The organism is Micrococcus sp. KRD026 (assembly GCF_017168445.1).
Classification (GTDB): Bacteria; Actinomycetota; Actinomycetes; order Actinomycetales; family Micrococcaceae; genus Micrococcus; species Micrococcus luteus.
On record NZ_JABFBA010000023.1, the window covers coordinates 43,228 to 59,603 of the forward strand.

The 16,376-nt window shown below is 73.9% G+C and carries 14 protein-coding genes, 1 tRNA gene and 1 pseudogene; 12 read left to right on the forward strand and 4 right to left on the reverse strand.

The features are described 5' to 3' along the window. The 9 genes and pseudogenes from J1M40_RS07760 to J1M40_RS07800 form a co-directional block, all read left to right on the forward strand. Positions 1–706 (forward strand): annotated as a pseudogene (locus J1M40_RS07760) (nitrite/sulfite reductase); the annotation flags it as partial. Beyond that, complete coding sequence (locus J1M40_RS07765; protein ID WP_206450659.1) at positions 703–1,419, forward strand: phosphoadenylyl-sulfate reductase; 717 nt, start codon at positions 703–705, stop codon at positions 1,417–1,419. The pseudogene J1M40_RS07760 and the gene J1M40_RS07765, both read left to right, overlap by 4 nt. A 32-nt stretch (positions 1,420–1,451) precedes the next feature. After that, the gene (gene cysD, locus J1M40_RS07770) at positions 1,452–2,387 is read left to right on the forward strand and encodes a sulfate adenylyltransferase subunit CysD (RefSeq protein ID WP_002855962.1); all 936 of its coding nucleotides are present in this window, start codon (positions 1,452–1,454) and stop codon (positions 2,385–2,387) included. Further along, positions 2,387–3,727, forward strand: coding sequence for a sulfate adenylyltransferase subunit 1 (locus J1M40_RS07775; protein ID WP_036316896.1), 1,341 nt, complete (start codon positions 2,387–2,389; stop codon positions 3,725–3,727). The genes cysD and J1M40_RS07775 overlap by 1 nt, the downstream gene beginning before the upstream one ends. A 31-nt stretch (positions 3,728–3,758) precedes the next feature. Beyond that, entirely contained in the window at positions 3,759–4,484 is a 726-nt protein-coding gene (locus J1M40_RS07780; protein ID WP_036316899.1) for an ABC transporter ATP-binding protein, read from the forward strand. After that, positions 4,474–5,397, forward strand: coding sequence for an ABC transporter permease (locus J1M40_RS07785; RefSeq protein ID WP_041104780.1), 924 nt, complete (start codon positions 4,474–4,476; stop codon positions 5,395–5,397). The genes J1M40_RS07780 and J1M40_RS07785 overlap by 11 nt, the downstream gene beginning before the upstream one ends. Beyond that, positions 5,394–6,662 (forward strand): uroporphyrinogen-III C-methyltransferase, encoded by a 1,269-nt coding sequence (cobA, locus tag J1M40_RS07790; RefSeq protein WP_113914188.1) that lies wholly within the window; start codon positions 5,394–5,396, stop codon positions 6,660–6,662. Before J1M40_RS07785 ends, cobA begins: the two co-directional genes overlap by 4 nt. Continuing rightward, positions 6,659–8,086 carry an FAD-dependent oxidoreductase gene (locus J1M40_RS07795; protein ID WP_206450660.1) on the forward strand — a complete coding sequence of 476 codons (1,428 nt, stop codon included), beginning with the start codon at positions 6,659–6,661 and terminating at the stop codon, positions 8,084–8,086. The genes cobA and J1M40_RS07795 overlap by 4 nt, the downstream gene beginning before the upstream one ends. A 41-nt stretch (positions 8,087–8,127) precedes the next feature. Continuing rightward, positions 8,128–9,423 carry an MFS transporter gene (locus J1M40_RS07800; protein ID WP_098094538.1) on the forward strand — a complete coding sequence of 432 codons (1,296 nt, stop codon included), beginning with the start codon at positions 8,128–8,130 and terminating at the stop codon, positions 9,421–9,423. Between the two features lie 187 nt (positions 9,424–9,610). Here J1M40_RS07800 and J1M40_RS07805 read toward each other — a convergent pair whose 3' ends face one another. Next, complete coding sequence (locus J1M40_RS07805; protein ID WP_036317679.1) at positions 9,611–10,114, reverse strand: hypothetical protein; 504 nt, start codon at positions 10,112–10,114, stop codon at positions 9,611–9,613. 40 nt (positions 10,115–10,154) lie between these two features. Next, entirely contained in the window at positions 10,155–10,643 is a 489-nt protein-coding gene (locus J1M40_RS07810) for a YajQ family cyclic di-GMP-binding protein (protein ID WP_036317682.1), read from the reverse strand. Between the two features lie 209 nt (positions 10,644–10,852). On the opposite strand from J1M40_RS07810, the gene J1M40_RS07815 reads away from it, so the two are divergent. Further along, positions 10,853–10,934: transfer RNA gene (locus tag J1M40_RS07815), tRNA-Tyr, on the forward strand. A 220-nt stretch (positions 10,935–11,154) separates the two neighbouring features. Continuing rightward, entirely contained in the window at positions 11,155–12,909 is a 1,755-nt protein-coding gene (locus tag J1M40_RS07820; RefSeq protein ID WP_206450661.1) for an AMP-binding protein, read from the forward strand. 15 nt (positions 12,910–12,924) lie between these two features. Here J1M40_RS07820 and J1M40_RS07825 read toward each other — a convergent pair whose 3' ends face one another. Beyond that, positions 12,925–13,389, reverse strand: a complete 465-nt coding sequence (locus tag J1M40_RS07825; protein ID WP_041103583.1) for a hypothetical protein — start codon at positions 13,387–13,389, stop codon at positions 12,925–12,927. Between the two features lie 205 nt (positions 13,390–13,594). Next, complete coding sequence (locus tag J1M40_RS07830) at positions 13,595–14,623, reverse strand: DNA-3-methyladenine glycosylase (RefSeq protein ID WP_060973447.1); 1,029 nt, start codon at positions 14,621–14,623, stop codon at positions 13,595–13,597. 162 nt (positions 14,624–14,785) lie between these two features. Between J1M40_RS07830 and J1M40_RS07835 the strand changes: the two genes are divergently transcribed. After that, positions 14,786–16,351 (forward strand): pyridoxal-phosphate dependent enzyme, encoded by a 1,566-nt coding sequence (locus J1M40_RS07835; protein ID WP_036317690.1) that lies wholly within the window; start codon positions 14,786–14,788, stop codon positions 16,349–16,351. Positions 16,352–16,376 lie beyond the last annotated feature (25 nt).

The window sequence follows — 16,376 nt, forward strand, 5'->3', positions numbered from 1 at the left end:
CACCCGTCCCGGCGACCACGTGGGGGTCCACGAGCAGAAGGACGGCCGCTTCTACATCGGCGCCGCTCCCGTCGTCGGCCGCTCCAGCGGCACCACCCTCACCGCCCTCGCGGACCTGCTCGAGGCCCACGGCTCCACGCGGCTGCGCACCACCCCCCACCAGAAGATCGTGGTGCTGGACGTGGAGCGGGACCGGGTGGACGCCGTCGTGGCCGGCTTGAAGGAGCTGGGACTGGACCCGGAGCCGTCCGTATTCCGCCGCTCCACCATCGCCTGCACGGGCCTGGAGTTCTGCAAGCTCGCCATCGTGGACACGAAGGACACCGCCACCGCCGCGATCGCCCAGCTCGAGGAGCGCCTGGCCGACCTCGCCGACCGCCTCCCCGAGCGGCTGAGCCTGCATGTGAACGGCTGCCCCAACTCCTGCGCCCGCATCCAGACCGCGGACATCGGCCTGAAGGGCCAGCTGCTCCCGGACGACGACGGCGGCCAGACGCCCGGCTTCCAGGTTCACCTGGGCGGCGGGCTGGCCTCCGTGGACCGCGCCGAGGCCGGCCTCGGACGCAGCGTCCGCGGCTTGAAGGTCCGCGCGGACGGGCTGGTCGACTACGTCGAGCGCGTCGTCCGCCGGTACGACGAGCAGCGTGAGCCGGGCGAGACCTTCGCCCGGTGGGCGCACCGAGTCGACGAGGAGGCCCTCCGATGAGCACCGTTCCCCCCACCCGTCCGACCGAGGACCTCGAGCGCCTGCAGGCGCTCGCGGAGTCCGGCGCCGCCGAGCTCGGCTGGGACGCCCCCGCCGAGGCGGTGGTCGACTGGGCCGCCCGCCATGTGGACCTCCGCCGGGCGGCCGTGGCCTGCTCCATGGCCGACGCCGTCCTGCCGCACCTGGTGGCGCAGCGGATGCCCGGCGTGGACGTCCTCTTCCTGGACACCGGCTACCACTTCACCGAGACGCTCGCGACGCGCGACGAGGTGGCCCGCCGCCTCGCCGTCACCGTGGTGGACGTGCTCCCGGAGCTGACCGTGGCCGAGCAGGACGAGCGCCACGGCAAGGACCTGTTCGCCCGCGACCCGGGGCTGTGCTGCGCGATGCGCAAGGTCGAGCCCCTCAACCGGGCGCTGGCCGGATACGACCTGTGGTTCACCGGCGTCCGCCGGGACGAGGCGCCGACGCGCACGAACACCCCGCTGGTGGGCTGGGACGAGGCCCACGGCATGGTCAAGGTCAACCCCGTCGCCCCGTGGAGCTTCGACGACCTGGTCGGCTACGCCACGGACCACGACGTGCCCGTGAACCTGCTCCTGCAGAACGGCTACCCCTCGATCGGCTGCCGCCCCTGCACCCCCCCCGGGGAGGACCCCCGTGCCGGGCGCTGGGCCGGGACCGCGAAGACCGAGTGCGGCATCCACGTCTGAGCGCCGCACCCGAGACAGACCAAGGAGACACGATGACCCTCACCCATGCCCCCGACCCGGGGACCGTGAGCCCCGCCGGGCCCGACGTCCAGGACGCCCTGGAGGCCGAGGCGATCCACATCATCCGCGAGGTGGTGGCCGAGTTCGAGCGCCCCGCCATGCTCTTCTCGGGCGGCAAGGACTCCGTGGTGATGCTCCACCTGGCCGCGAAGGCCTTCTGGCCGGGGAGGATCCCCTTCCCGGTGGTCCACGTGGACACCGGCCACAACTTCCCCGAGGTCCTCGAGTTCCGCGACCGCACGGTGGAGCGGCTCGGCCTGCGGCTCGTGGTGGGCTCCGTGCAGGAGTACATCGACCGCGGCGAGCTGCGTGAGCGCGCCGACGGCACCCGCAACACCCTGCAGACCACCCCCCTGCTGGACACGATCCGGACCAACCGGTTCGACGCCGTCTTCGGGGGAGGCCGCCGTGACGAGGACAAGGCGCGGGCCAAGGAGCGGATCATCAGCCTGCGGGACGCGTTCGGCCAGTGGGACCCGCGCAACCAGCGCCCCGAGCTGTGGAACCTCTACAACGGCCGTCACACCCCCGGCCAGCACGTCCGCGCGTTCCCCATCAGCAACTGGACCGAGCTGGACGTGTGGCGGTACATCGCCCGCGAGGGCATCGAGCTGCCCTCCATCTACTACGCGCACGAGCGGGAGGTCTTCCGCCGCGACGGCATGTGGCGCGCCGTGGGGGAGCACTCCCGCCCGGCCGAGGGCGAGGAGGTCACCACGCGGACGGTGCGCTACCGCACGGTGGGCGACATGTCCTGCACCGGCGCCGTCCTCTCGGAGGCCGCCACCGTCGAGGACGTCGTGCTCGAGGTCGCCGCCTCCACCCTGACCGAACGCGGGGCCACCCGCGCCGACGACCGCATCTCCGAGGCGGCCATGGAAGATCGCAAGAAGGACGGGTACTTCTGATGAGCACCGCACTGCTGGACCGGCACGCCCCCGCCGGGACCCTGTTCCGCCTGGCCACGGCCGGCTCGGTCGACGACGGCAAGTCCACCCTCGTGGGCCGCCTCCTGCACGACTCCAAGGCCGTCCTGGCCGACCAGCTCGAGGCCGTGGCCCGCACCTCCGCCGAGCGCGGCTTCGGCGGTGCCGAGGGCGGGCTGGACCTGGCGCTGCTGACCGACGGCCTGCGCGCCGAGCGGGAGCAGGGGATCACGATCGACGTCGCGTACCGGTACTTCGCCACGGACCGGCGCACCTTCGTGCTGGCCGACTGCCCCGGGCACGTGCAGTACACCCGGAACACCGTCACGGGCGCCTCGACGGCCGATGCGGTCGTGCTGCTCGTGGACGCCCGCAAGGGCGTGGTGGAGCAGACCCGGCGCCACCTCAGCGTGGTGGCCCTGCTGCGGGTGCCGCACGTGATCGTCGCCGTCAACAAGATCGATCTCGTGGACTACGCCGAGGAGGTCTTCACCGCGATCGCCGAGGACGTCCGGCGCGTGGCCCGGGAGCTCGGCCTCTCCGACGCGGTGAGCGTCCCGGTGTCCGCCCTGCAGGGCGACAACGTGGTCACCCGCTCCGAGCGGACGGACTGGTACACCGGCCCCACGCTCATGGAGCTGCTCGAGTCCCTGCCCGGGGCGGACGCCGAGGACGACGCCGCCGCCTCCTTCCGCTTCCCGGTGCAGCTCGTGGTGCGCCCCCAGGGCGCCCTGGCCCCCGGCCTCGACCCCGAGGTGTTCCGCGACTACCGCGGCTACGCCGGGCAGGTGGTCGCGGGCACCGTCCGGCCCGGGGACGCCGTCGCCGTCCTCACCCCGGGGCAGCCGGCGCGCACCACCACCGTGGTGGGCGTGGACGCCGCCGGGGAATCCCTCGAGGAGGCCTCCTCCCCGCAGTCGGTGGTCCTGCGCCTGGCCGACGAGGTGGACGTGGCCCGCGGGGACACGATCGCCGCCGCGGACACCGCCCCGCGCCCCACCGCGGAGGTGGCCGCCGCGCTGTGCTGGCTCTCCGCCGCACCGCTGCGCGTCGGGCAGCAGGTCCTCGTCAAGCACGGCACCGCCGTCGTCCGGGCGCTCGTCCAGGAGGTGGCCGGTCGGCTCGACCTCGACACCCTGCGGCTCGACCCGGCCGAGACCCTCGGGCTCAACGACATCGGACAGGTGCGCCTGCACCTGGCCGCGCCGCTGCCCGTGGAGCCCTACGCCGTGCATCGGCGCACCGGGGCGTTCCTCGTGATCGACCCCCACGACGGGGCCACGCTCGCCGCCGGCATGGTGCGCGGCGGCGACGAGGCCTGATCCGGATGACGACGGCGCGACGGGAGCGGTCATGACGGTGGTGATGGAGGACGTGGGCAAGAGCTTCGGCGGGCCCACGCCCGTGCTGGAGGACGTCTCCGTGCGGATCGAGCCGGGCGAGTTCGTCTGCCTGCTCGGTGCGTCCGGGTGCGGCAAGTCCACCCTGCTGAACCTCGTCGCCCGGCTCGAGGCGCCCACCGCGGGCGTCGTCAAGACCCCCCGGGAGGGGGCCGCGTTCATGTTCCAGGACGCCGCCCTCTTCCCGTGGCTCACCGCCCGCGGCAACATCGAGCTCGCCCTCCGCTTCGCCGGTGTGGCCGCGGGGGAGCGTCGGGAGCGTGCCGGGGAGCTGCTGCGCCTCGTCCACCTCGACGACGCCGCCGACCTGCGACCCCACCAGCTCTCCGGCGGCATGCGCCAGCGCGTCGCCCTGGCCCGGGCCCTCGCCCAGGACCGCCCCCTGCTGCTCATGGACGAGCCGTTCGCGGCCTTGGACGCGATCACCCGCGACCTGCTGCATGGGGAGCTCGAGCGCGTGTGGCGGCAGACCGGTCGGACGGTCGTGTTCGTCACCCACAACGTGGCCGAGGCCGTCCGCCTCGGCCAGCGGGTGCTGCTGCTGTCCTCACGTCCGGGTCGCGTCGTCGCCGAATGGGACGTGCCCGCGGCCGCCCGCCACGACGCGCCCGCCGCGGCCGCCCTCACGGCCGCCATCACCGCCCGACTCGGTCAGGAGATCCGTCGCCATGCGCACTGACACCCCCACCCTCGACGCCCCCGGCCGCGCGCCGGGGGCCGCCACCGACGACGAGCTGCGCGAGCTCGACAGCGGCCTCGACGCGCTCCAGGCCGTCGACTCGACCCGTCGGACGGGTCTGGCCGGGTGGGACTGGAGCCGGGTCCTGCTCCCGGTGGCCGCCGTCGTCCTGCTCGTGGCGATCTGGCAGGCCTTCGCGTGGCTGGCCGGTGCGCGCGGTGAGCCGATCACCGGTCCCGGCGACGTCGTCGGGGCCTTCGGGACGCTGTGGGCCCAGGGCCTCGTCCAGCAGGCAGTGGCGACGTCGGTGGGCCGCGCCGTCGTCGGCTTCGCACTCGCCGTGGTCGTCGGCGTCGGGCTGGGCCTGGTGCTCGGACAGGTCAGCGTCCTGCGGCGGGCGTTCGGCCCGCTGCTCACGGCCCTGATGGTGCTGCCGAACGTGGCCTGGGTGCCGCTCGCGGTGCTGTGGTTCGGCCTCAGCGACGCCACCGCGTACTTCGTGATGCTCACCGGCGCCGTCCCCGCCGTGGTCGCCGGCCTCACCACCGGCACGGACCAGGTGCCGCCGCAGCTGCGTCGCGCGGCCCGGGTGCTGGGCGCCTCGCGTCTCGAGACCGCCCTGCTGGTGGTCCTCCCGGCCGCCCTGCCCGCCTTCGTCTCCGGCCTGCGCCAGGGCTGGGCCTTCGCGTGGCGAGGCCTCATGGCCGCCGAGATCATCGCCGTCGGCGGGCCCATGGGCGTGGGACTCGGGACCCTGCTCCACGAGGGACGTGCCGCGTCCGACCTCGCCGTCGTCCTCTGCGCCGTCCTGACCATCCTGGCCGTCGGCGTCCTCGTCGAACTGGCCGTATTCGGCCCCGTCGAGCGGCGCATGCTGCGCCGCCGGGGGCTGCTGGAAGGGAGCACGCGATGACCGCGTCCGATCTGTACCCCACCTCCCTGCGTCTGCTCGGCCGGCCCGTCCTGATGGTGGGCGGCGGGCGCGTGGCCGGCCGCCGCATGGGCGCCCTCCTCGACGCCGGCGCGCTCGTCACCGTGGTGGCCCCGGAGCCGGGGGAGGAGGTGGAGCGGCTCGCGGCGGCCGGCCTGATCACCCTGCACCGCCGCCCCTACCGCCCGTCCGACCTCGACGGGGTCTGGTTCGCCCAGACCGCCACCGGCGACCGGGCCGTGGACGGGGCCGTGGCCTCCGACGCCGAGGCCCGCCGCGTCTGGTGCGTCGACGCCTCCGATGCCGAGTCCTCCGCCGCCTGGACGCCCGCCGTCGTCCGGGCCGGGGACGTGACCGTGGCCGTCAACGCCGGGGGAGACCCTCGCCGCGCCCGCGCCCTGAAGGATGCGATCACCCTCGCCCTGTCGACGGGGCGGCTGCCGCTGCGCCGGCGGCGCGCGTCCGCCGAGCCCGGCCGCGTGGCCCTCGTCGGCGGCGGCCCCGGCGACTCCGGGCTCATCACCGTGCGCGGCCGACAGCTGCTCGCGGAGGCCGACGTGGTGGTCGCCGACCGGCTGGGCCCGCGCGCCCTCCTGGCCGAGCTGGACCCGGCGGTGCCCGTGATCGAGGTCGGCAAGGCCCCCGGGAACCACCTGGCCACGCAGGACGAGATCAACGCCGTCCTGGTCCGGGAGGCCCGGGCCGGCCGCCTCGTCGTCCGGCTCAAGGGCGGCGACCCGTACGTGCTCGGCCGCGGCGGCGAGGAGGCAGCGCACTGCCGCGCCCATGGCGTCGACGTCGAGGTGGTCCCCGGTGTCACGAGCGCCGTCTCGGTGCCCGCCGCCGCGGGGATCCCGGTCACCCATCGCGGCGTCGCCACCGGCTTCACGCTGGTGACCGGCCACGAAGAGCTGGCCGAAGTGCCCACCCGGGCCGACCACACGCTCGTCCTGCTGATGGGCGTGCGCCGGCTCGCGGACACCGCGCGCCGACTGACGGAGCGCGGCCTCGACGGCGCGACGCCCGTGGCGATCATCGAGCGCGGCTGGATGCCGGACCAGCGGGTCACCGTGGGCACGGTGGAGACCATCGCCGCGCAGGCGGCCGCCGTCGGTGTGGAGAACCCCGCCGTGATCGTCGTGGGCGACGTCGTGCGCCTGAGCCCCTACGCCACCGGCGCGCCTGCAGCCGGTGTCCCTGCCCCGATCTTGACCCTGAACCCGACCTCCGAAGGAGCACGAGCATGACCCTGACCCCCTCGAGGCCTGACCGCCCGTTGCGCATCGCCATCATCGGTGCCGGACCCGCCGGGGTGTACACGGCGGACATCCTGACCAAGGAGGAACGGGACTTCCGTGTCAGCATCGACCTGTTCGACCGGTACCCGGCCCCGTTCGGCCTGATCCGCTACGGGGTGGCCCCGGACCATCCGCGCATCAAGGGCATCGTCACCGCGCTGCACAAGGTCATGGACCGCGGGGACATCCGTTTCCTGGGGAACGTGGACTACGGCACGGACCTGAGCCTGGCGGATCTGCGTCGGCATTACGATGCGATCGTGTTCTCCACCGGGGCTGTGCGGGACGCGGTCCTGGACGTGCCGGGGGTGGAGTTGGCCGGCTCGTTCGGTGGCGCGGATTTCGCGTCCTGGTATGACGGGCACCCGGATGTGCCGCGGCACTGGCCGTTGGAGGCCACGCAGGTGGCGGTGATCGGCAACGGGAACGTGGCCCTGGATGTGGCCCGGATCCTGTCCAAGCATGCCGAGGATCTGTTGCCCACCGAGATCCCGGACAACGTGTACCGGGACCTGGCCGCTTCCCCGGTCACGGATGTGCACGTGTTCGGTCGGCGTGGGCCGGCGCAGGTGAAGTTCACCCCGTTGGAGCTGCGGGAGCTGGCGCATTCCCGGGATGTGGACATCGTGTTGTACGAGGAGGACTTCGACTTCGATGAGGCCTCGGAGAAGGCGATCGAGGAGAACAACCAGGTCCGCACGATGGTGGGGACGTTGACGAACTGGCTCATGGAGCAGGAGGACCGTCAGCAGAGCGCCTCGCGTCGGCTGCACCTGCATTTCCTGCAGGCCCCGGAGGAGTTCCTGGACGAGGACGGGGACGGCCGGGTGGACGGTCTGCGGATGCGCCGGATGGAGTTGGACGGTTCCGGTGGGGTCCGTCCGACGGGGGAGACCGTGGACTATCCGGTGCAGGCGATCTACCGGGCCGTGGGGTATTTCGGTTCGCCCGTGGAGGGGGTGGAGTTCGATGAGGTGCGCGGGGTGATCCCGAACGCGGAGGGTCGTGTGCTGGATGCGGACGGCGCCCCGGTGCCGGGTCTGTATGCCTCGGGGTGGATCAAGCGGGGCCCGGTGGGGTTGATCGGGCACACCAAGGGTGACTCCCTGGAGACGATCAAGCATCTGATCGAGGACGAGCCGGGGCTGTGGACGGCCCAGGAGCCCTCCGAGGAGTCGGTGATCGAGCTGCTCGAGTCCCGTGAGGTCCCGTACACCACGTGGGCCGGTTGGCATGCTCTGGATGAGCATGAGAAGTCCCTGGGTGCGCAGGCCACGGAGGCCGGTCCGGTGGCGCGGGAGCGGGTGAAGGTCGTGGACCGGGAGGAGATGACCCGCATCTCCCGCGACGGGGCCTCCGTCCCGACCGCCTGATCCGGGGCGGGCCCTGGCCGCCCCGGCGCTAGGCTTCCGGGGTGGCCCGCCTCCTCCTCGACATCACCCCGCTGCGGGTCTCACCCGCCTACCGGCGGCTGTGGCTCGGCAACACGCTCGCGTACGTGGGCACGCAGCTCACGCTCGTGGCGGTGTCCCTCGAGGTGTTCGCCCTGACCGGCTCCTCGTTCGCGGTGGGCCTGCTCGGCCTCGCCGCGCTCGTGCCGCTCGTGGTCGCGGGCCTGTACGGCGGCGCGATCGCGGACCGGCACGACCGCCGCCGCGTCGCGCTGACCTCCTCGGCCGTCATGTGGCTGACCACGGTCGGCATCGCCGCGCAGGCCTGGGCCGGGCTCGAGTCGGTGCCGGTGCTGTACGCCCTCGTGGCCCTGCACTCCGGCGCGTCCGGCATCAACCAGCCCACCCGCGGCGCGATCATCCCCGCGCTCGTGGGCCTGCCGCTCGTGCCGACGGCGAACGCGCTGAACATGATGACGTTCTCCGTGGCCCTCATGGTCGGCCCCGTGCTGGGCGGCGTGCTCGTGGCGGCGGTCGGCTACGCGTGGACCTACTCGATCGACGTCGTCACCTTCCTCGCCGCCCTGTACGCCGTGTGGCGGCTGCCGTCCCTGCCGCCGCAGCGGGGCGAGGCCGCGCCCGCCTCGGGGGCGCGCTGGGGCCTGGCCTCGGTGGTCGAGGGCCTGCGCTTCCTCGGCTCGCGACCGAACCTGCGGATGACCTTCCTGGCGGACATCGTGGCCATGACGACGGCGTTCCCGCGCGCCCTGCTGCCCGCCATCGGTGCCGTGGTGCTCGGCGGCGGTGAGGCCGCCGTCGGGGTGCTGCTGGCCGCGATGGCGGCGGGCGCGTTCCTCGCGGGGCTGTTCTCCGCGCCGTTCACACGCCTGCATGCGCAGGGCTGGGGCGTGTACGTCTCGATCCTCGTGTGGGGCGCGGCGGTGGCCGCGTTCGGCGGCGTGGTGTGGTGGGCGCAGTCCCTGCCCGACGGCGATCCCCGCCTCACGCTCGCGTTCGCCCTCGCCGCGCTGTGCATGGCGGTGGGCGGGGCCGCGGATTCGCTCTCCGGCGTCTTCCGCGGCTCGATCCTGCAGTCCGCGACCCCGGACCACCTGCGCGGCCGGCTGCAGGGCGTGTTCGTCGTCGTGGTGGCGGGCGGGCCGCGCCTGGGCGAGCTGCTCACCGGCGGCGCCTCCGTGGGCCTGGGGGAGGGGCCGACCCTGCTGGCCGGCGGTGTGCTGTGCATGCTCGGCGTGACCGCGCTGATGCGGTGGGAGCCCGGCTTCCTGCGCTACGACGCGCGGAACCCCACACCCTGAGCGGGCGCGGGGTTCCGTGGCGGGAGGCTGCGAGCCCGCGACCGCCGAGGAGCGCCGAGCCAGACGTTTCTGCCCGTGAGCCAGATGATTCTGCTGCAGATCGGGCCGCGAAACCGCCGAAACGTCTGGCTCGCGGCAGCCTGAGCCGCCGTCCACGGGAGCCACCACGACGACGGCGGCCGGCGGGTCAGCGGTCGCGGTCGGCCTGGAGCGTGGCCGGCACCGCGCCGCCCAGGCGCGTCCAGTGGCGGACGAGGTCCTCGTCCGGGGCCGCCTGGAGCGTCTCGCGGGCCGCCTCCTCCGCCTTCTTGATGCGGCGCTCCAGATCCTGGTCCGCGCCCTCGTAGGCGGCCGCGTGCCGGTGGGAGCGCAGCGATCCGACGTCCTCCGTGCGACGCTCCACCACCGCGAGCTGCTCGGCGATCGCGTCCTGGTTGGCGCGCTGGGCCTTCAGGTTCGCGGGGGCGAGCACCTGGGCCACGAACCCGTGGTCGAGGAGGAGGCCGCGCGGGGCGGCGATGCCGTGACGCAGCGCGAGGTCCACATGGTCCTCGAAGGTCAGGAGCATGGCGGCCTTGGTGAACTTCAGGTCGTCGACCGGGCGGCCGTCCACGCGGGCCCGGGCCCGCGCCCGGCCGATCGTGGTGTCGGCGGACCACACGGCCCCGCGAGGGTCGATCAGGTACAGCATGGGGACTCCTGGTGGGCTCGGAGGGGAGACGGCGTGCGGATCAGCGGAAGTTCACGAACTGCAGGTCCGCGTCCTCGAAGTCCTTGAGCATCGCGATGACCGACTGCAGGTCGTCGCGGGACTTGGAGGACACGCGCAGCTCGTCCCCCTGGATCTGGGCCTTGACGGACTTGGGGCCCTCGTCGCGGATCAGCTTGGTGATCTTCTTCGCGGTGGGCTGGTCGATGCCCTCCTTCATGGTCGCCTCGATGCGGTACTCCTTGCCGGAGGCGAACGGGGCGCCGGCGTCGAGGGACTTGAGGGAGATGCCGCGCTTGACGAGCTTGGACTCGAACACGTCCTTGACGGCCTTGACGCGCTCCTCGGAGGAGGCCTTCATGAGGATCTTCTCGCCGGAGAAGTCGATCTCGGCGCCGACGCCCTTGAAGTCGTAGCGCTGGGCGATCTCCTTCTGCGCCTGGTTCAGGGCGTTGGACACCTCCTGGCTGTCCACCTTGCTGACGATGTCGAACGTGGAATCGCTGGCCACGGGTGCTCTCCTTCAGGGTCTGCGGACGGGGTGCGCCCGTCGTCGACGGCCACTGCGGGGCCGCGCGGAGCGCTCTGCGGGCCAGCCTACCGGGGACGACGGACGCGGTCCCGGGCCGATTGGCGGCGTGGCGCGGAGATGCTGTACAGTGGACTCTCGCCCGACCGGTGCGGTCGTCCTCGAGACGTCCGGCAGCCGCCGGGTGGCACGGCAGATTTCCCGAGCGGCCAAAGGGGGCTGACTGTAAATCAGCTGGCACTGCCTTCACTGGTTCGAATCCAGTATCTGCCACCGGAACGAAGACCCCGGGACCGTACGGTCCCGGGGTCTTCTGCCGTCCGGGGCCGTGGCACACCCCGCGTCCCCGCCCCGGGAGGTGGCGGCCTCCCGCCAGGCGACGTAGCCTGCCTGTGGTCCGTGTCACACCCGATGCCCTCCGCGGTCCGGCGGCGGCACGGCCGTGCATCGTGACGCCGTGCGGCGTCGCCCGACCGTCCGCGAGGAGCGCCCGATGACCGAGTCCACCGCCCCCGAGTCCTTCACCCAGGGACCGACCGACGTCGAGCTGCTCGAGCAGACCCTGGCCCAGAACCTCGACGACACCGCCCGCCGGTTCGCCGACCGCGCCGCCCTCCTGGAGTGTGGACCGGACGGGGACCCTGCCACCGGACGCACCTGGACCTACGGGCAGCTGCGGGAGGAGTCCGTGACGGTGGCCAAGGCGCTCATGGCTGCGGGCTACGAGGCGGGGGACCGGATCGGGATGTGGAGCCCCAACGTCGCCGAGTGGGTCTCGCTGCTCTACGGCGCGGCACGCGCCGGCGTCATCCTCGTGAACCTCAACCCGGCGTACCGCGCCCACGAGCTGACGTACGTGGTCGAGCAGTGCGACATGCGCGGGCTGGTGGTGGCCTGCGCGGACGCACGCATGGACCCGCCCGCCACCGCGCGGGCCGTGGCCCGTGAGTCGGCGCCGCACCTGCGGCAGCTGATCATGCTGCCGGCCGGGAGCGGCGAGGACGCCTACGCCCACGTGCAGGACGGTGACGTGGCCGGCCGGCACGCCGCCGATCCCGTGGCCGAGGGCACGTGGGCCGCCTTCCTGGCCGGGGCCGCGCGGGTCTCGGACGAGGACCTGGCCGCGCGCGAGGCCGCCACCCGGTCGGCGGACCCCGTGAACCTGCAGTACACCTCGGGCACCACCGGCTTCCCCAAGGGCGTCACGCTGACGCATCGCAACGTGCTGAACAACGGCTTCCACATCGGCGAGCTGCTGGGCTACACGGCAGAGGACACCGTGGTGATCCCGGTGCCGTTCTTCCACTGCTTCGGCATGGTGATCGGCGTGATCGCCACCGTCTCCCACGGCTCGCTCGCCGTCATCCCGGCGCGCAGCTTCGAGCCGGTCTCGGCGCTGCGGGCCGTCGCCGCCACCGGCGCGACGAGCCTGTACGGCGTGCCGGCGATGTTCATCGCCATGCTCGCCCGGCCCGAGGCGGACGCGCTGGACCTGTCCACGCTGCGCACCGGCGTGATGGCCGGCTCGACGTGCCCTGTCGAGGTGATGAAGAAGGTCATCGACCGGTTCCACATGTCCGAGGTCGCCATCTGCTACGGCATGACGGAGACCGCGCCCGTGTCCACCATGACCCGCCGCGACGACTCCCTACAGGTGCGCACCCAGACCGTCGGCCGGACCATGCCCCACGTGGAGACGAAGATCGTGGACCCCGCCACCGGTGACGTCGTCCCGCGCGGGGCCACGGGCGAGCTGTGCACTCGCGGCTACTCCGTGATGCTCGGCTACTGGGACGCCCCCGAGAAGACCGCCGAGGTGCTGGACGCCGACGGCTGGATGCACTCCGGCGACCTCGCCTCCATGGACGAGGACGGCTCCGTGCGCATCGAGGGCCGCATCAAGGACCTCGTCATCCGCGGCGGCGAGAACATCTCCCCGCGCGAGGTGGAGGAGTTCCTCTACACCCACCCGGACATCCAGGACGTCCAGGTGGTGGGCGTGCCGGACGAGAAGTACGGCGAGCAGCTCATGGCCTGCGTGATCATGAAGGACGGCGTCGAGCCGCTCACCGTGGACGCCGTCCGCGAGTTCGCCACGGGCCGGATCGCGCACTTCAAGATCCCGGCCTACGTCCGCGTGCTCGACGCCTTCCCCATGACCGTCTCCGGCAAGGTCCGCAAGGTCGAGCTGCGCGAAGAGGGCGCGAAGGTCGTCCAGGCCCAGGCCCACGCCCAGGGTGCGGGCTGACGACGACCGTCACCCTCAGGCGGCGGGCAGCGGGAACACGTCCCAGATGGTGCAGACCGCCTCGGGGGCGGCGCCCAGGATCGTGGCACGGTACGTGGTCGACCACGCCCGCGGGTCGGCGTCGCGCAGGCGCCACGTGCCGTCCGCGAGCACCGCGTCCACGAACGCGGAGGTGTCGGCGGGGCTGCCGTCCTCGTGGACCAGGGGGCCGCGACGCAGGGCTTCACCCAGGTCGCCCGCTCGGCCGACGGCGTAGAGCGCGGTCTCGTCCGTGTCCAGCACGAGGCCGCAGTCCTCCTCGAAGGCGGTGATCCAGGCCATCGCGTGCCGCATGGCCTCGTCCGGGTCGGGGTGGCGGGTCACGATGAGCACGGAGCCGCGCTCGCCCGGACGCAGGGAGCCGGGCGTGCCGGGGCCGTGCGGGTCGGGTTCGCGCGGGGCGGCGGCGGTGTGCGGGCGGGGCTCGAAGGCGGTGGTCATGGCGGTCTCCTCCCGGGTGGGGACTCATCAGGGTCCCGGCGGCGCCGCACCGGTCGGAGCGGCATCGCCCACGCTAGGAACCCGGGGCGGGCGGCCGGCCGGACCCGGCCGGGGCTGGGGAGGACACGCCGGGAGCAGCGGCCTGTGCAGGAGCGGAGGGGTCGCGCGGACGCGCCGGCACGGCCTCGGCCGGCCCGGCGTCGCGTCAGTGGGCGCGGTGGTCGGCCGGGGCGAGCTTGGGCCCGAACGCCTGCTTGCGCTCTCCGGAGAGCCCGATCATCCGCACCACCCGCTGCCGGTGCCCGGCCCATGGCGCGAGCAGGCGGAGCATCCCGGCGTCGTCGGTCCGGCGTCCCGTGAGGACCTGCCCCACGTACTGCGCCAGGTGGTAGTCGCCCACGGAGACGAGGTCCGCCGCCCCGTGGCTGCGCTGCAGCGCCTCGGCCGTGGTCCACGGCCCGATCCCGGGCACCGACTCCAGGCGCCGGGCCAGCGCGGCCACCCCGGCCGTGTCCCCGGGGGCGACCGCGTCGCCGAGCCGGTCGATGCTCGCGGCCCGCCGGGCGACCTCCAGCATGGTCCGCGACTGGGAGGGCTGCACCCAGGCCCGCGCATGCCAGTCCCACGAGGGGATCCGCAGGACGGCGGCCGGGGTCGGCGGCGGCAGCATCCCCGGCGGCACCGGGCCGGGGGCGGGCCCGTCGTCGTCGATCCGGGCGGCCAGCCGCACGAGGGTGCGCCAGCCGTGCCGCGCCTGGTCGTGGGTGACCTTCTGCTCGAGCACGGCGGTGAGCAGCTGCCGGGACAGCGCGCCCGCCGCCGGCAGCCGCAGCCCGGCCCGCATCCGCCGCGCCTCGCGCACGTGCGGCGGCAGCGCGGGCGCGCCGGAGTCCGGCCGCAGCAGGGCGTCGAAGGCGTCCCAGCCGTCGTCGTGCAGGCCGAGCAGGCGTTCCACGCCGGCGACGGCGGCGCTCGCGCCCGCGCCCCACGCGCGGGCCGTCACCGCGGTGCCGCCCCCTGCGGCCTCCCGGACGCCGGAGACCAGCAACGACGTCGGCCGGCCCGGGCCGTCCGACGCCACGTCCGGGGCGGGGGAGCGCAGAGTGAGCCAGACGCCCTGCGGTGTGGCGCGGACCGTGGGGTCGGCCGCACCGCGCTGCAGGGGGCGCAGGGTGAGCGCGACGTCCACGGGGACGGGCACGCGCACGCGGCGCTCGGCGTCCGGGGCGGTCATGCCCGCACCGTACACCCGGGCCCGGACAGGACGACGTCGGCCGTGACGGCGCGCACGCCGGGCGTTGCCCCGCGTGTCCGGAGCCCTCCTTCGGCGTCCGGCCCCTGGCGTAGCGTGGGGTGCGTGAGTGAAAAGACCCCCGCGCCCACCCCTGCGCAGCCCATGCAGTACGCCGAGAACGTCCTCGAGCTGATCGGGCACACCCCGCTCGTGAAGCTGCACTCCGTGACGGAGGGCATCGAGGCCACCGTCCTGGTGAAGGTCGAGTACCTGAACCCCGGCGGCTCCGTGAAGGACCGCATCGCGCTGAAGATGATCGAGGAGGCCGAGCGCGAGGGCCTGCTCGGCCCGGGCGGCACCGTCGTGGAGCCCACCTCGGGCAACACGGGCGTGGGGCTGGCCCTGGTCTCGCAGCTCAAGGGCTACCGCACCGTGTTCGTCACCCCGGACAAGGTGGGTCAGGAGAAGCGGGACGTGCTCAGCGCGTACGGCGCCGAGCTCGTCGTCACGCCCACCGCCGTGGACCCGACGTCCGAGGAGTCCTACTACGGGGTCGCCGACCGCCTCGTGCGGGAGATCCCCGGGGCCTATCAGCCCAACCAGTTCTTCAACCCCGCCGCCCCGGCCTCCCACTACGAGACCACCGGCCCCGAGATCTGGGAGGACACGGCCGGCCGCGTCACCCACGTCGTGATGGGCGCCGGCACGGGCGGCACCATCACGGGCACCGGCCGCTACCTCAAGGAGGTCTCGGCGGACCGCCCGTCCGGTCCGGTCCGCGTGATCGGCGCGGACCCCAGCGGCTCGGTGTACTCCGGCGGCGCCGGCCGGCCCTACTTCGTCGAGGGTGTCGGCGAGGACATGTGGGTGGACAACTACGACCCCGCGGTCCCGGACGAGGTCATCGCCGTCGAGGACGCCGAGGCCCTGGCCATGACCCGCCGCCTCGCCGCCGAGGAGGGCCTGCTCGTGGGCGGCTCCTCCGGTCTGGCCGTCGTCGCCGGCCTGCGCGCCGCCCGCGAGCTCGGCCCGGAGGACGTCATGGTGATCGTGCTGCCCGACTCGGGCCGCGGCTACCTCGCCAAGATCTTCAACGACCCGTGGATGGACGAGCGCGGCTTCGACTACGACGTCCGCGAGACCGTGCTGCCGGCGTGGGCGCGCGGGCGCACCCGCTCGGCGGTCCCGCAGATGGACGACGACGGCGCCACGGGGGCCGCCGGCGGGGCCGGCACGCCCGTCGAGGTGCTCGAGCACGCCGACGCCGAGCCGGCGACCCGCGCGGGCGCCCCCGCCGAGGCCGACCGCTGGTCCGCGACGGCGGGGGAGCTGCTGACCGAGAAGGCCGACCTGTTCCCGGGCTCCGTGCCCACCCTCGTCACCGCGGCCCCGACCACCTCGGTGGCGGACGCCGTGGCGACCATGAACCGGTACGGCGTCGACGCCCTGCCCGTGATCCTCGAGCCCCGGCACGACCTGCGGATCGGCGAGGTCCGCGGCACCGTCTCCTCCGCCGCGCTCGCGGACGCCCTCGCTGAGGGGCGGGCCACCGCGCAGACCCCCGTGGCCGACGTCATGGGCCCCGTGCTGCCCTGCCTGGGGGCGCGCACCCCGCTGCGCGCCGTGGCCCGGCGCCTCGCCCAGGACCCCGTGCTGCTGGTGCTCGAGGCCGGCCGCGTCCAGGGCGTCGTCACCCTGCACGACGTCCTCGCCCACGTCACCGCCTGAGGCCGGCCTCGAGCACCAGCAGCAC